The following is a 13,844-nucleotide window of genomic DNA, read 5'->3' as shown; positions in this document are numbered from 1 at the left end:
TAAGCACAAATGATCAATGTCGTAAAAAGGCTGAGTATTAATCAGATGCTGTTGGTTTCGCATCTGTTATTGGCGTTGCTGATCATTAGTGGCCTGAGTATGGCGCGCTTTGACAGTGAATGGCATCGTCAAATCGATTATTCAGCGTCGCTTGCAAAACAATCCCTTCATCCTCACGTGAACACTTTCTCTACCGCCGTGTCTGGCATTAATTACGCCAACTTAACCATGCCACAAACCCTTGATTCGTTAGCCGTGGTAGACGATATTTTGTTTGTTGATATTCAAGGTACGTCAGATTACTCTGGTCAGTCTGTCCATGTTCGCTATTTGCCTGTTGAGCGTGAAGTGTGGCGTGCCGATGTTGAACCGCAAGAAATTGCCGCAGCGCAGCAACGGGTGGAAAAACTGACCGCGTTGCTCAAAGAAGTCGAAAGCTTCAATACCATCAAAACTCGTAAACTCAACTATTTACTTAATAAAGCACAAGCAGAGTACCAAGCGCTGACAAAAAGCTACGGCAAAGAAAATACTGCCACGGTAAAATGGCAAAAACCGGTTAAAACTCAAGAGCACTATTTCCTTCAAGAGCAAGAATACTTGTTACATGTGGTACTGCCACTAAGAAACAAAAACGGCGGTGAGTTGTGGGCGGTGATTGATGCCAGCAAGTTGGCCAATATCAAACACAAGTTGATGAAAGATATCATGGTCGAAGCCTTGTTTGCGGTCATATTGTCAGTGGCGGTGGTATTGTGGGCAACGCATTGGGTAGTTGCGCCATTGAAAAACCTCGCTAAGAGCATGAGCGGCGAGGAGACCTACAGTAACATCAAGGATCTACCGGAGCTTACGCGTTCCGATGAAATTGGCCAATTGGCGCAGGCTTACAAAGGGCTGCTGCTTAAAATAGACCGTCAAATGAACTCATTGCGGGCAAAATCCGATGCTGATCCTCTCACTGGGCTAGGTTCGCGTTACAAATATGCGCGCACATCACAGCCCTACATCAAAAATAACGTTTTGCAGGGTAAATATGTGGGCTTGATGATTATCGATATCGATAACTTTAAAGCCTTCAATGATATTTATGGTCACATGCAGGGCGATGCAGCATTGGCTGCGGTTGCTTGTAACGTGCAGAAGGCACTGACTAACGTCGATATGGCCTTCCGCTATGGTGGGGAAGAATTTGTGGTTCTATGCGCCCGTCACGACCGCAATGAACTTGAGCGTGTAGGAGAGTTGGTAAGGCGAGCAATTGAAGACTTGAACGTTGAACACGTCGGTAATGCTCCGTACGGGAAAATAACCATCTCTATTGGCGGTGCTTTAGCTCAAAAAGACGCCCTAGGCAGTGAAGAAAGTACTTATGAGCATTTGGTTGAGTCGCTGTTTGCGACAGCGGATAAAGCACTTTATGAATGTAAAAGCGCTGGGCGTAATCGCGTTGCGTGGGCCAATGTATTCAGCGCCGATCTCGCGGTAGAACCTGCTTAAATCACTCAGCGACTAAGCGGTATATCTTGCCGCTATCGGTACTGAAATATATCTCGCCGTCTTTAGATACTTCAATATCTCTGATTCGTTCACCGAGCTGCTGTAAAATGCGTTGTTCAGAAGCAATGTTACCCTGGGCATCAAGCTTAACCACATTGATATGAGTCAGTTTTAATGCACCAATCAATAGGGAGTTGTTGAGCGTGTTGTGCTTGTCATGGCGATATATGGCAAGAGAGCTAGGAGCGATTGACGGGATATAGACTTTACTCGGTGAGACAATACCTTGTTTCTCTTTCGCTTCCCCCACGGCAATTGGCCCCCAATACTCCTTACCGTGTGAGGTTATTGGCCAGCCATAGTTTTTTCCTTTGGCTATGATGTTAATTTCATCACCACCTCTTGGGCCATGTTCAACCGACCATAGCCTATCTAAATGTTTATCAAATATGAGCCCTTGAGGGTTCCTGTGCCCGTAACTCCAAATTGCGGCCTGCGCCTCTGGTTTCGTCGTAAACGGGTTATCGCTAGGAATTGTACCGTCAGGGTTCAGTCTAACGATGCTGCCCGCGTGAGTGGCTAAGTCTTGCCCATTGTCTCGCTCTGCGCGATCTCCTATTGAGAAGTAGAGATATTTGTCATCAAAGGCAATTCGGCTACCGAAATGGCGACCAGAAGTCGAGCCAGATTGTGCTGTGAATAAAACCGTGACTTCGCTTAGCGACTCTTTATTGAGCGTAGCTTGTGCCAGTACGGTCTCAATTGCTTTATTGGAGCGTTTCGCATACGTGAAATAAACTTTATGTGGTTCGAAAGGGGACAGCGCGATATCTAAAAGACCGCCTTGACCCGTCACCACAACATCAGGCAGTTGATAGATAGGTTGGTAGCGTTTGTCTGATATATAAAGTATGCCAATTTGCCCATTGCGCTCACTGACAAGCATTCGATTTGGATCGAGAGCGCTTAATCCCCATGGAACATTCAAACCGGTGTAAATGGTTTCTACATTCCAACGGTCTTCTTTTAAGTGATCAGATGTATCAGCGTATACGATGCTAGGTAAGGTGGTGATTAGGATCAATAGCAGCAGCCGGTGACGTCGAGACATAAATATCATCCTTGGTGTTTTCCCTAATTTATAGCTTAGCAAAATGTTCTAATGGAATAATTATTCGCTAATTTTATAAAACCACTTGATCTGCTCATTTGGTGAGCTATTATGACGAAGTGTCAAAAATGACGAGTCGTCATAAAAAACGAGTTCGGGGCGTGTTTCGAATCGTGTTACAATGAAATGGTTAGGGAGTAACTTAAGACATAGGCTTGGTAGAACATGTTTAGCTTTAGCTGTAAAAACAAAAAAGGTGAAGGTTGTTCATTGGGGTTAACCAAGAAACAACAAGCCATTGCAGATAGAGAGATAGAGCTCATATTACTGGCGAAGTCTCTTGTTCAAGAGCAAGGCTTTGGTAACTTAACGATGGATAAGCTCACCGCGATGAGCCCTTATTCTAAAGGTACCATTTACAATCATTTTTGCAGCAAAGAAGATGTGATCATTGCGTTATGCATTCATTCGCTAAAAACCGAATCGTTGCTGTTTGCGCGTTCAGCGGAGTTTGAAGGTAATTCGCGTGAACGGGTGATTGCGATGCATGTAAGTTATCGCATTTATGCTCGAATGGAGCCTGTGCTATCTACGTGCGCCATTATGGCTAAGAGTCCATGGGTACTAGAAAAAGCCTCCCCAGAGAGAGTAAAAGAACTGAATGAGTTGGAAGAACAACTTATTGATTACGCAGACGACCTGATCAATCGTGCTGTCGAATCAGGAGATTTAAAGTTCTCTCCTGGTATTGGTTCTGACTCTATTGTCTTTGCTAACTGGTCAATTGCATTTGGTTCAAATGCATTAGCTCAGAATGCATCGAACAGCCGTTGTATTAAGCGTATTCAAGATCCGTTTTCCGTATTACACAATGCCAATATGTTGCTCGATGGTCTCGATTGGAAACCACTGTCTACCGAGTGGGACTACCGCAAAACATGGCAACGTGTTGAAACAGAACTCTTTAACGATGAAATCGAATACTTACACTCAGTTGGGCGTTAATCTCTAAGAGAGATGGATAAGTCCTAACGAGTAGGTAATGAGGTCGAGTTGTCTATCTTCGACTTTTTATTTTGCCATTTGATGACGATTCGTCAATTTTTGATGCAGCTTCCTTGTTTAATAGGAAGATGATCGAGTTTACTTAAAATCCAGCGAATTGCTGGATTTTAAATAGACATAATTGACGAAGCGTCACAAATGGAGAGTGTGATGAACGCGACCAATCCCAATTCAAACGCATGGTTTACTTGGCCTACTCGATTCACCTGGTGGATAGTTACGGCCATGATAGGCTTGATAGTTGCTGCAACTATTGGAGGTAAAAACCTCTATTTTCGCGGTGATTACGACATCTTTTTCGATGGCCAGAATAAGCAGTTAATGGCCTTTGATGAAATTCAAACGACTTTTGCTAAATCCGACAACTTATCCATTATCATTGCGCCTAAAGATCGCAATGTATTCACTGAAAGCACTTTAACGCTGATTCAGCAGTTCACTTATGATGCGTGGCAAGTGCCGTATGCGAGCCGAGTAGATTCTCTGGCAAATTACCAGCATACCGAAGCGGAACAAGATGATTTGTTAGTTGAGGATCTTTTGTTCGAAGATTATCCGCTGACCCCAGAGCGTATTGAGCGAGCGAAAAATATCGCACTCAACGAGCCCGCTATTGTTGATTCAATGGTCTCCAAAGCTGGCGATGTCTCGGTTATCAACATTACCGTGCAACTTCCGGAAATCGACAAAACAGCGGAAACCATCGAGGCAGTAGTTTATACCGACCAACTGATAGAAAAATATCAGCAGCTTTACCCTCAAGTAGAGTTCCACAAGGCGGGCATCATTGCACTGAACGATGCATTTATGGTCGCAGCCCAAGAAGACAGTGCAACGTTAGTACCCAGTATGCTGCTAGTTATATTGGTGTTCTTAACCATCATGTTGCGCTCGTTTGTTAGCGTAATCGCCACGCTGATAGTCATCATTACATCTGTTAGCTCAACATTGGGGCTGTCTGGTTGGGCAGGCATGTTCTTAAGTACCGCAACGGTCAATATTCCTACCTTGGTAATGACACTGGCCGTGGCCGACTGCGTGCATGTTATTGCGACTATGCGCCAACGTATGCAGCACGGTGATAGTAAGGCTCATGCAATCAACCATAGTGTTGCGATTAATGCGATGCCGATATTGATTACCTCAGTGACCACTGCAATTGGTTTCTTGATGATGAACATGTCAGATTCTCCAGTGCTACGTGACTTTGGTAACTTAGCGGCATTAGGCGTGATGATTGCCTGCTTGTTGTCAGTTACCTTACTTCCAGCACTGCTTAAGATTTTGCCTATACGCGTTAAAGCATATGCGCAGGGCAAAGACGAACCTCGTACCTTTATGGATAGCTTGGGCGATCTTGTTGTTGCAAATCGAAAACTGCTCTTGCCTGTATCGGCATTGGTAATTGTCGCAGCGGCCGCATTAATCCCTCTTAACAAAGTGAATGATGAGTCGGTCAAATACTTCGATCAGCGTAGTGAGTTCCGTCAAGCGGCTGACTTTATGGAGCAGCGAATCAGCGGGATGACAAATATCAGCATTGCGATTAAGACAGCAGAATCGCAAGGCATCTCAGATCCAACGTTCCTCAATACTTTGAATAATTTTAGTGATTGGCTTCGTGACCAGCCTGAAACTGACCATGTAGCGACACTGTCAGACGTGTATAAACGCCTAAACAAAAACATGCACGGGGATGATGAAAGTTACTACCGTTTGCCACAAGAGAGAGAGCTAGCTGCACAATATCTGCTGCTGTATGAGATGTCCTTACCGTTTGGTTTGGATTTGAACAACCAGATTAACGTTGATAAGTCATCTGTGAAGTTGGTATTAACCACGGATAACTTGGGCAGTGTAGAGCTGGTAGATTTAGAGAACCGTATTTACGCTTGGTTTGCCTCTAATGCTCCTCAATACGAAGTGGTGGCGTCGAGCCCGACCTTAATGTTTGCTCACATCGGTGAGACCAACATGGCGAGTATGCTTTCTACCTTGCCAATCACTTTAGTACTGATCTCCGCTTTAATGATTTTCTCTTTGCGCTCGCTGCGTCTTGGCGTGATCAGCTTAATGCCTAATGTCGCACCAGCCATCATAGGCTTTGGTTTGTGGGCCTTATTGTCGGGCGAAATTAACCTTGGCCTATCGGTGGTGGTGACCTTGACACTCGGTATCGTTGTGGATGACTCAGTGCACTTCCTATCAAAGTATCAACGCGCTCGTAAGATGGGGCAGGATGCGGAACAAGCCGTTCGCTACGCTTTTCATACCGTAGGTAGAGCATTATGGATTACTACGGTGGTATTAGTGGCAGGCTTTAGCGTGCTGGCTATGTCTACCTTCCGCCTCAATGCCGATATGGGGCTACTCAGTGCCATTGTTATTTTTATTGCCTTAGTGGTGGACTTTGTATTCCTGCCAGCACTACTGATGAAGTTTGATAACAAAAGCTACCCGCAACCTTCGCAGCAACTGACACCTCAAGTAGAACCTAACATCACTCAACATGCTGACTCTCGCGCTTAAGCGAGAGTTTGAAAAGGACGACACACTATGACATTTACAATCAAATCAATCGTAAACAGCGTAGCGCTAGCATCGCTACTCACTATTACAGCAAGCTTTTATGCTATCGCAGATACGCAGCGAGGTTTAGAAATCGCTCAAGAACGCAAAGTGAGAGACCAAGGTTGGAGTGACTCGGTAGCAACAATGGAGATGATTTTGCGTAATGCATCAGGAGAAAGCAGCACACGCTTAATGCGTCTCAAGTCGCTAGAAGTTAATGGCGATGGTGACAAAGGGCTGACCATTTTTGATGAGCCTAGAGATGTGAAAGGCACGGCATTTTTAAACCACTCTCATGTGGTCGATGCTGATGATCAATGGCTTTATTTACCTGCGTTAAAACGAGTGAAGCGTATCTCATCACGTAATAAATCGGGCCCATTTATGGGCAGTGAATTTTCTTATGAGGATCTCAGCTCGTTTGAGTTAGAGAAGTACAGCTTTAACTTGGTTAATCAAGAGCAGTTTGAAGGACAGGATGCTTACGTGTTGGAGCAGGTGCCTACGGATAAATATTCTGGTTATACCAAGCAGATGGTTTGGCTAGACACAGAGCATTATCGTCCGCTTAAAATCGAATTTTATGACCGTAGAGGCGCATTGCTGAAAACGTTAGCGTTCAACGATTATCAGTTGTACCTCGATAAATATTGGCGCGCTCATAAGATGAAGATGGTCAATCATCAGTCGGGTAAAAGCACCGAGCTAAATACCAGTGATTTAGCCTTTCAGACGGGCCTTGAAGATAAAGATTTTCAAAAGAATATCTTGAAGCGAGTAAAATAGGTGAAAGGTATGGTGCAAAACAGCATTAAGGTTGGCGCAATGAGCGCTAGCCTTCTTATCGCCGGTGGTCTATCGCTTCCCTCATGGGCAATGGATATCGCTGGGCAGGTCAATCTCGAATATCGACAGTTTTTCCAACAAGGTCTGCAAGGACAAGATGAATATCAAACCTCTCTTGTTGTCGAGCCTGAGTTTTACTGGGAGTTACAAGAAGGGGACGCAAGTTTTACTTTTAGGCCGTTTTTTCGTTTAGACAGTCTCGATGAAGAGCGTACACACGGTGACATTCGGGAGGCTCTGTATTTAACCTATTGGGATGATTACGAACTAAGAGCTGGGATTGGTAAGGTCTTCTGGGGAGTAACGGAGTCTGCCCATTTGGTCGATGTAGTTAACCAAACCGATGAAGTGGAGTCTGTCGATGGTGAGCAGAAGCTAGGCCAACCCATGGTGCATTTTACCAGCATCAAAGAGTGGGGCACAGTTGATGCGCTATTGATGCCCTATTTTCGGGAGCGAAACTTTGCAGGTGTTGATGGTCGATTAAGGCCGCCGACCGCGTTAACGGGCGAGGCGAAATACGAATCGAGCCGAGAGCAAAAGCATGTGGATTTCGCACTGCGTTACAGCGTGATGCTGGATGATTGGGATGTAGGGTTGAGCTATTTTCAGGGAACAAATCGAGATCCTTACTATCAATTCAATGGCCAAGAACTCAGCCCATTTTATGCGCAGGCAAAACAAGTTGGGGTTGATGTCCAAGGTATTGCCGGCGATTGGTTGTGGAAGCTAGAGTCCATTTACCGAGATAGCTTAGACCATCACACTGCCTTGGTTGCCGGTTTTGAATACACCTGGGTTGGCGCACTCGATTCTGTGTGGGATGTCGGGTGGATAGCCGAATATCTGTACGATAGCCGCGGGGCCAATGCTCAGGGAATAGGGCAAAATGATGTTTTTGTTGGAACCCGTTTAGCGCTCAATGATGAAGATGGCACGGAGATACTGTTTGGTATTACCCAAGATTTAGATAACAGCGATGTGTATAACGGCAAGCTAGAAGCGTCGAGTCGATTAACCAATCAATTAAAATGGCGTGTTGACGCATGGCTATTTGAAAATGAAACCCCATCAGATTTACTCTACTTCGGCAGAAAAGATGACTTTATCCAAGTCGCTCTGGAGTTCTATTTTTAATCGATTACGACCAATGAGTTTACCGAATAACCGCGAGGCGAGCGTGCTTTGCGGTTTATGTGACGTTTTGTGCATAAGCCCCATGAAATAGAAGGGTATTTAAGGTAGGGTAAAAACCATAAATAATTAGTATTAGTTGGCTACGGCGTATTGCTGTCAGTACTCTAAGAGGTACTCGATGAACTCATTTGTGTGGGATAGTTGTTACGAAACAGGTATCGAAATGGTTGATGAGCAGCACCAAGTGCTGGTGGATATCATCAATCGATATGGCGCTTTGGTTAAAGACAACAGCATTTCAATTCAAGATATCCGTACAGTATTGTTTGAGCTCTCACGCTATTCTGAATTTCACTTTCGTGAAGAAGAAACCTTGATGCGCGAGAAGGGCATTTATCCTGAGCATCTAGACAAGCACATCAAAGTTCATCGCGCCTTTATGACTGAAATTTTCAGCATGCAGGCGTTTGTCAGTGAAGAGAACAAACAAGCGTCGGAGCTCCTGCTCAACTTCCTCATCCATTGGTTGGCTTATCATATCTTGGGTATCGATAAGAACATGTCGCGCCAAGTTGAGAAGATTGATCGCGGGGTTGACCCTAAGCTCGCTTATGAACAAGAAGAAAAAGCCCAAGACAATAGTACAGGGCCGCTTGTGAATGCCCTTACCGGTTTGTTCGATCAAGTTTCAGAGCGCAATAAAGCCTTACTTGAGCTAAACCAACGTTTAGAAGAGATGGTTGAAGAACGCACTCATCAATTATTAAAAGCCAATAAGCAGTTGGAAGAACTTTCTTTAACCGACTCTTTGACTCAGTTGCCCAATCGACGCTGCGCGATGCGTCAGTTGAGACATTTTTGGCAACTAGCGGAAGAGAAAAATGAACCTTTAGTCGCGATTATGATTGATGTTGACCATTTTAAAGAGGTTAACGATAGTGCTGGTCATGATGCAGGTGATCTCGTACTGCAAGAAATCGCACAGATGCTCAAAGACCACTTTAGAAACGATGATGTGGTGTGCCGGTTAGGCGGCGATGAATTTTTCGTTATTTGCCCAAATACAGATCAAGCGGGTGGGCTTAATATCGCGCAAAAAGTGCAGCAAAATATTGCCGAGGTACAATTGGACTTAGGCAAGGCATTTTGGCGCGGTAGCATTAGCGTAGGGATTGCAGAGCGTAATGATGAAATGAGCAGTTTCCACGACTTGATTAAGCTTGCGGATAACGCGGTATATCAAGCCAAATCGAGTGGTCGCAACCGGGTTTCAGCTTGGCTTAGTGTCGAGTAGTAAAGTCTGTTTGCAAAGATAACCCAGAGCTAGATTAGTCTAGCTCTTTTAACATCCACACATCGCAGCCATTATGCTCTGTTCCTGCAAGTGGCGCAGTTAAGTGCTCAAAGCCAAGTTTTTCATACAGTGCAACCGCCGCTTTCATCGAGGTGAGAGTGTCCAAATAACATTGCTTAAAGCCTTGTTGATTAGCGAACTCAAAGCATTGCTCGCTCAGCTTCCTTCCTAAGCCAAGGCCTCGACCTTCCGGTAATAAAAACAGCTTTTTCAGCTCACAGATACTGTCTGAACCTGCGAAAGGGGCCAGTCCACAGCCGCCAACGATTTTTCCATCAACAAGTGCAATGAGATAGCGGCTTTTGTTTTGCTGACTATAGTGTTGGCTCATTGCTTCAACTTCTGGGTCGGATGGGCCAAATCCTTCACCGACTGCGCCAAACTCAGCGCCTACCGCTTTGATTATTTTGCAGATTTCATGGTCATGTTGGGCTTCAATCGGAGTGATAACCAGCGACATAATTGCTTCCTTAATTGCTCTATTTCACACTGGATATGGGTACAAAACTGCGGACAATCAACATTAGAGCCGAATTTTTACACAAAGGCGGTGAGAATACAGATTTCAGATTGGATTTAGACACGGCATTCGTTACTATGTAAGGCTATTTGAAGACCCAAGATCCCGTATGGGACGCTTATGGACACTACCACTTATGCTAAGGCCAACCTTAGACATAGGTAGATGAGGAAACGATGCAACATCTAGAAGAGATCATTGCTAATGCGAACGCAGCAATCGAAGCTGCAGATTCGCTAGTCGCACTTGATGAAGTGCGTGTTCAGTATCTAGGTAAAAAAGGTGAGCTAACGGCTCAGCTTCAAAGCCTAGGTAAACTGCCACCAGAAGAGCGCCGCAGTGCTGGTCAAGAGATCAACAAAGCGAAAGGCGTTGTTCAGCAAGCTATCGCAGCTCGTAAAGACGCACTACAAAGTGCTGAACTAGAAGCTAAGCTAGCGGCAGAAACTATCGACGTAACATTACCAGGTCGTCGCATTGAAAACGGCGGTTTGCACCCAGTTACGCGCACTGTTGAGCGTATTGAACAGTTCTTTGGTGAACTAGGCTTTAACACTGAGTCTGGCCCAGAGATCGAAGATGCATTCCATAACTTTGATGCGTTGAACATTGCGGAAGATCACCCAGCTCGTACTGACCACGATACTTTCTTCTTTAACCCAGATTTGATGCTTCGTACTCACACGTCTGGCGTTCAGATTCGTACAATGGAAAATGGTAAACCACCTTTCCGTTTCATCGCTCCTGGCCGCGTTTACCGTAACGACTACGACCAAACGCATACGCCAATGTTCCACCAAGTGGAAGGCATGCTAGTAGACGAAAACGTAAACTTCGCGCAGCTTAAAGGCATCCTGCATGACTTCCTATGTAACTTCTTTGAAGAAGAAGTGGAAGTGCGTTTCCGCCCATCTTACTTCCCATTCACAGAGCCTTCAGCTGAAGTAGACGTGAAAGGTAAAAACGGTAAGTGGCTAGAGGTACTAGGCTGTGGCATGGTTCACCCTAACGTACTTCGCTCTGTAGGCATCGACCCAGAGAAATACTCAGGTTTCGCATTCGGTATGGGTGTAGAGCGTCTGACTATGCTGCGTTACGGCGTAAACGATCTACGTGCGTTCTTCGAGAACGATCTTCGTTTCCTAAAACAGTTCAAGTAATCCAGAGGCAAATCCTATGAAATTCAGCGAATCATGGCTTCGTGAGTGGGTTAACCCTGCGGTATCTACTGACGAACTGACACACCAAATCACTATGGCTGGCCTAGAGGTAGACGACGTTCTTCCTGTAGCTGGTTCTTTCACTGGCGTTAAAGTGGGCAAAGTTGTCGAATGTGGCCAACACCCAGACGCAGACAAGCTACGCGTAACAAAAGTAGATGTTGGTGCTGAAGAGCTACTAGACATCGTTTGTGGTGCGTCTAACTGTCGTCTTGGCATCAAAGTAGCGGTTGCGACTGTTGGTGCTGTACTGCCAGGTGACTTCAAAATCAAAAAAGCCAAACTACGTGGTCAACCATCACACGGCATGCTTTGTTCATTCACTGAACTAGGCATCGACGTAGAATCTGATGGCATCATGGAACTAGCAGAAGACGCAGTAATCGGTACCGATTTCCGTGAATTCCTAGGTCTTGATGACGTAACCGTAGACGTAGACCTAACAGCAAACCGCGCTGACTGTTTCAGCATCCGTGGTCTAGCTCGTGAAGTTGGCGTACTAAACCGTGCTGACGTAACAGAGCCATCTGTTGAAGCAGTTGCTGCATCAATCGAAGATACTGTATCTATCGAAGTGAAAGCACCTGCGGCATGTCCACGTTACCTAGGTCGTGTAGTTAAGAACGTAAACGTTCAAGCTGAAACACCACTATGGATGCAAGAAAAACTGCGCCGTTGTGGTATCCGCTCTATCGACCCAGTAGTAGACATCACTAACTACGTTCTTCTAGAGCAAGGCCAACCAATGCACGCATTTGATCTCGCTAAGATTGAAGGCGGTATCGTGGTTCGTATGGCTGAACAAGGCGAGAAACTTACTCTTCTTGACGGTAACGAAGCTGAGCTAAACGCAGATACTCTTGTTGTAGCAGACCACAACAAAGCACTAGCAATTGCTGGTATCTTTGGTGGCGAAGAGTCTGGTGTAACGACTGAGACTAAAGACGTGCTACTTGAGTGTGCATTCTTCGCACCTGACCACATCCGTGGCCGTGCACGTAGCTATGGTCTGCACACTGATTCTTCAATGCGTTTTGAGCGTGGTGTGGACTTCGCACTGCAAGCAAGCGCAATGGAGCGTGCAACTCAGCTTCTTGTTGAGATTTGTGGCGGTGAAGTTGCTCCAGTGGTTGGCGTTGAGTCAGAAGCTGAACTTCCAAAAGCAAACAAAGTATCACTACGTCGCACTAAGCTAGATAACCTACTAGGTCACCACATCGCAGATGCTGATGTTGTTGAAATCCTAGAGCGTCTAGGCCTAACTGTTGAAACAACAGCAGAAGGTTGGGCAGCAGTTGCTCCGACATGGCGTTTCGATATCGCTATCGAGCAAGATCTGATTGAAGAAGTTGGCCGTATCTACGGTTACGACAACATTCCAAATCAAAACCCTGCTGCAGCACTTAAGATGCACAACCACGTGGAAGCGGATCTGCCACTTAAGCGTGTTCGTAACCTACTGGTTGACCGTGGTTACCAAGAAGCAATTACTTACAGCTTCGTTGAGCCAGAACAGCAAAAACTGGTTGTTCCAGGTGTTGAGCCATTAATCCTGCCATTCCCAATTTCTGCGGATATGTCAGCAATGCGCCTAGGCCTAATCCAAGGTCTACTAAACACTGTGGTTCATAACCAGAAGCGTCAACAGCCACGTGTTCGTCTATTCGAATACGGTCTACGTTTCATCCCATGTGAATCTGCTGAAAACGGCATGCGCCAAGAGCCTATGCTTGCTGGTGTTATTGCTGGTACTCGTAGCGAAGAGCATTGGGACATTGAAACCAACACAGTTGATTTCTTTGACCTAAAAGGCGACCTAGAGGCTGTTCTTGAGCTGTCTGCTAACGAAAAAGCATACTCTTTTGCTGCACTAACAGCAGAAGACAAAGCGGCGAACCCAGCACTTCACCCAGGCCAATCAGCAGCAATCATCGTTGATGGTAAGCAGGTAGGTGTGATTGGTACTGTTCACCCAGAACTAGAGCGTAAGTTTGGTCTAAACGGCCGTACTATCGTATTCGAAGTTGAATGGTCTGCAATCAACACGAAAGTGATTCCAGAAGCGGTACAGCTTTCTAAGTTCCCATCAAACCGTCGTGACATCGCGGTAGTTGTTGACGAAGCAGTAGCTTCAGGCGACATCGTAGCAGCATGTCTAGAGCAAGGTGGTGAGTTCCTGAAAGATGCGAAACTGTTCGACGTTTACGTAGGTAAAGGCGTTGAAGAAGGTAAGAAGAGCCTAGCAATCGCACTGACGCTACAGTCAGTGGAACGTACGCTAGAAGATGCAGACATCGCTGGTGCGGTTGATGCTATCGTTGCTCACGTATCTGAGAAGTTTGGTGCGTCACTGCGTGACTAATCACTTCTGATTAGATAGAAAATCAAAGGCCTCGCATTGCGAGTAATGCCAGTCAGTTAAGCTGACTGGCATTTTTCCTATTTGTTGCGTACTTCTTGGGTTTCAACTTAACCCATCGAGGATAACTTCTATCTTCTCTTCGAGGCGGTAGGATAAAC

Annotated in this window: 10 protein-coding genes; 8 read left to right on the top strand and 2 right to left on the bottom strand. The window is 45.6% G+C overall.

Annotation, left to right across the window (positions count from 1 at the left end; all coding sequences use genetic code 11):
* The first annotated feature begins 9 nt into the window (after positions 1–9).
* The gene (locus MU515_RS04565; protein ID WP_260259196.1) at positions 10–1,500 is read left to right on the top strand and encodes a diguanylate cyclase; all 1,491 of its coding nucleotides are present in this window, start codon (positions 10–12) and stop codon (positions 1,498–1,500) included.
* A 1-nt stretch (position 1,501) separates the two neighbouring features.
* Here the strand turns inward: MU515_RS04565 and MU515_RS04560 are convergent, their stop codons facing one another.
* Positions 1,502–2,611, bottom strand: coding sequence for a PQQ-dependent sugar dehydrogenase (locus tag MU515_RS04560; RefSeq protein ID WP_260259195.1), 1,110 nt, complete (start codon positions 2,609–2,611; stop codon positions 1,502–1,504).
* Between the two features lie 225 nt (positions 2,612–2,836).
* On the opposite strand from MU515_RS04560, the gene MU515_RS04555 reads away from it, so the two are divergent.
* The 5 genes from MU515_RS04555 to MU515_RS04535 all read left to right on the top strand — a co-directional run bounded on the left by MU515_RS04555 (position 2,837) and on the right by MU515_RS04535 (position 9,524).
* Entirely contained in the window at positions 2,837–3,616 is a 780-nt protein-coding gene (locus MU515_RS04555) for a TetR/AcrR family transcriptional regulator (protein ID WP_260259194.1), read from the top strand.
* Positions 3,617–3,826: 210 nt separating this feature from the next.
* Complete coding sequence (locus tag MU515_RS04550) at positions 3,827–6,205, top strand: efflux RND transporter permease subunit (RefSeq protein WP_260259193.1); 2,379 nt, start codon at positions 3,827–3,829, stop codon at positions 6,203–6,205.
* A gap of 27 nt (positions 6,206–6,232) precedes the next feature.
* Positions 6,233–7,033: an outer membrane lipoprotein-sorting protein gene (locus MU515_RS04545; protein WP_260259192.1), complete on the top strand. Its 801-nt coding sequence runs from the start codon at positions 6,233–6,235 to the stop codon at positions 7,031–7,033.
* A 9-nt stretch (positions 7,034–7,042) separates the two neighbouring features.
* Positions 7,043–8,230, top strand: a complete 1,188-nt coding sequence (locus MU515_RS04540; protein ID WP_260259191.1) for a hypothetical protein — start codon at positions 7,043–7,045, stop codon at positions 8,228–8,230.
* 178 nt (positions 8,231–8,408) lie between these two features.
* A complete protein-coding gene (locus tag MU515_RS04535) occupies positions 8,409–9,524 on the top strand; it encodes a GGDEF domain-containing protein (RefSeq protein ID WP_260259190.1) in 1,116 nt (371 codons plus the stop codon).
* A 34-nt stretch (positions 9,525–9,558) separates the two neighbouring features.
* Here the strand turns inward: MU515_RS04535 and MU515_RS04530 are convergent, their stop codons facing one another.
* Complete coding sequence (locus MU515_RS04530; protein ID WP_260259189.1) at positions 9,559–10,044, bottom strand: GNAT family N-acetyltransferase; 486 nt, start codon at positions 10,042–10,044, stop codon at positions 9,559–9,561.
* A 236-nt stretch (positions 10,045–10,280) separates the two neighbouring features.
* Between MU515_RS04530 and pheS the strand changes: the two genes are divergently transcribed.
* Complete coding sequence (gene pheS / locus MU515_RS04525; RefSeq protein WP_260259188.1) at positions 10,281–11,264, top strand: phenylalanine--tRNA ligase subunit alpha; 984 nt, start codon at positions 10,281–10,283, stop codon at positions 11,262–11,264.
* 16 nt (positions 11,265–11,280) lie between these two features.
* Entirely contained in the window at positions 11,281–13,686 is a 2,406-nt protein-coding gene (gene pheT, locus MU515_RS04520) for a phenylalanine--tRNA ligase subunit beta (RefSeq protein WP_260259187.1), read from the top strand.
* The last annotated feature ends 158 nt before the right edge of the window (positions 13,687–13,844 follow it).

This window comes from Vibrio intestinalis (genome assembly GCF_025195085.2).
GTDB lineage: Bacteria > Pseudomonadota > Gammaproteobacteria > Enterobacterales > Vibrionaceae > Vibrio > Vibrio intestinalis.
This window is presented reverse-complemented; position numbering and strand designations above follow the sequence as displayed.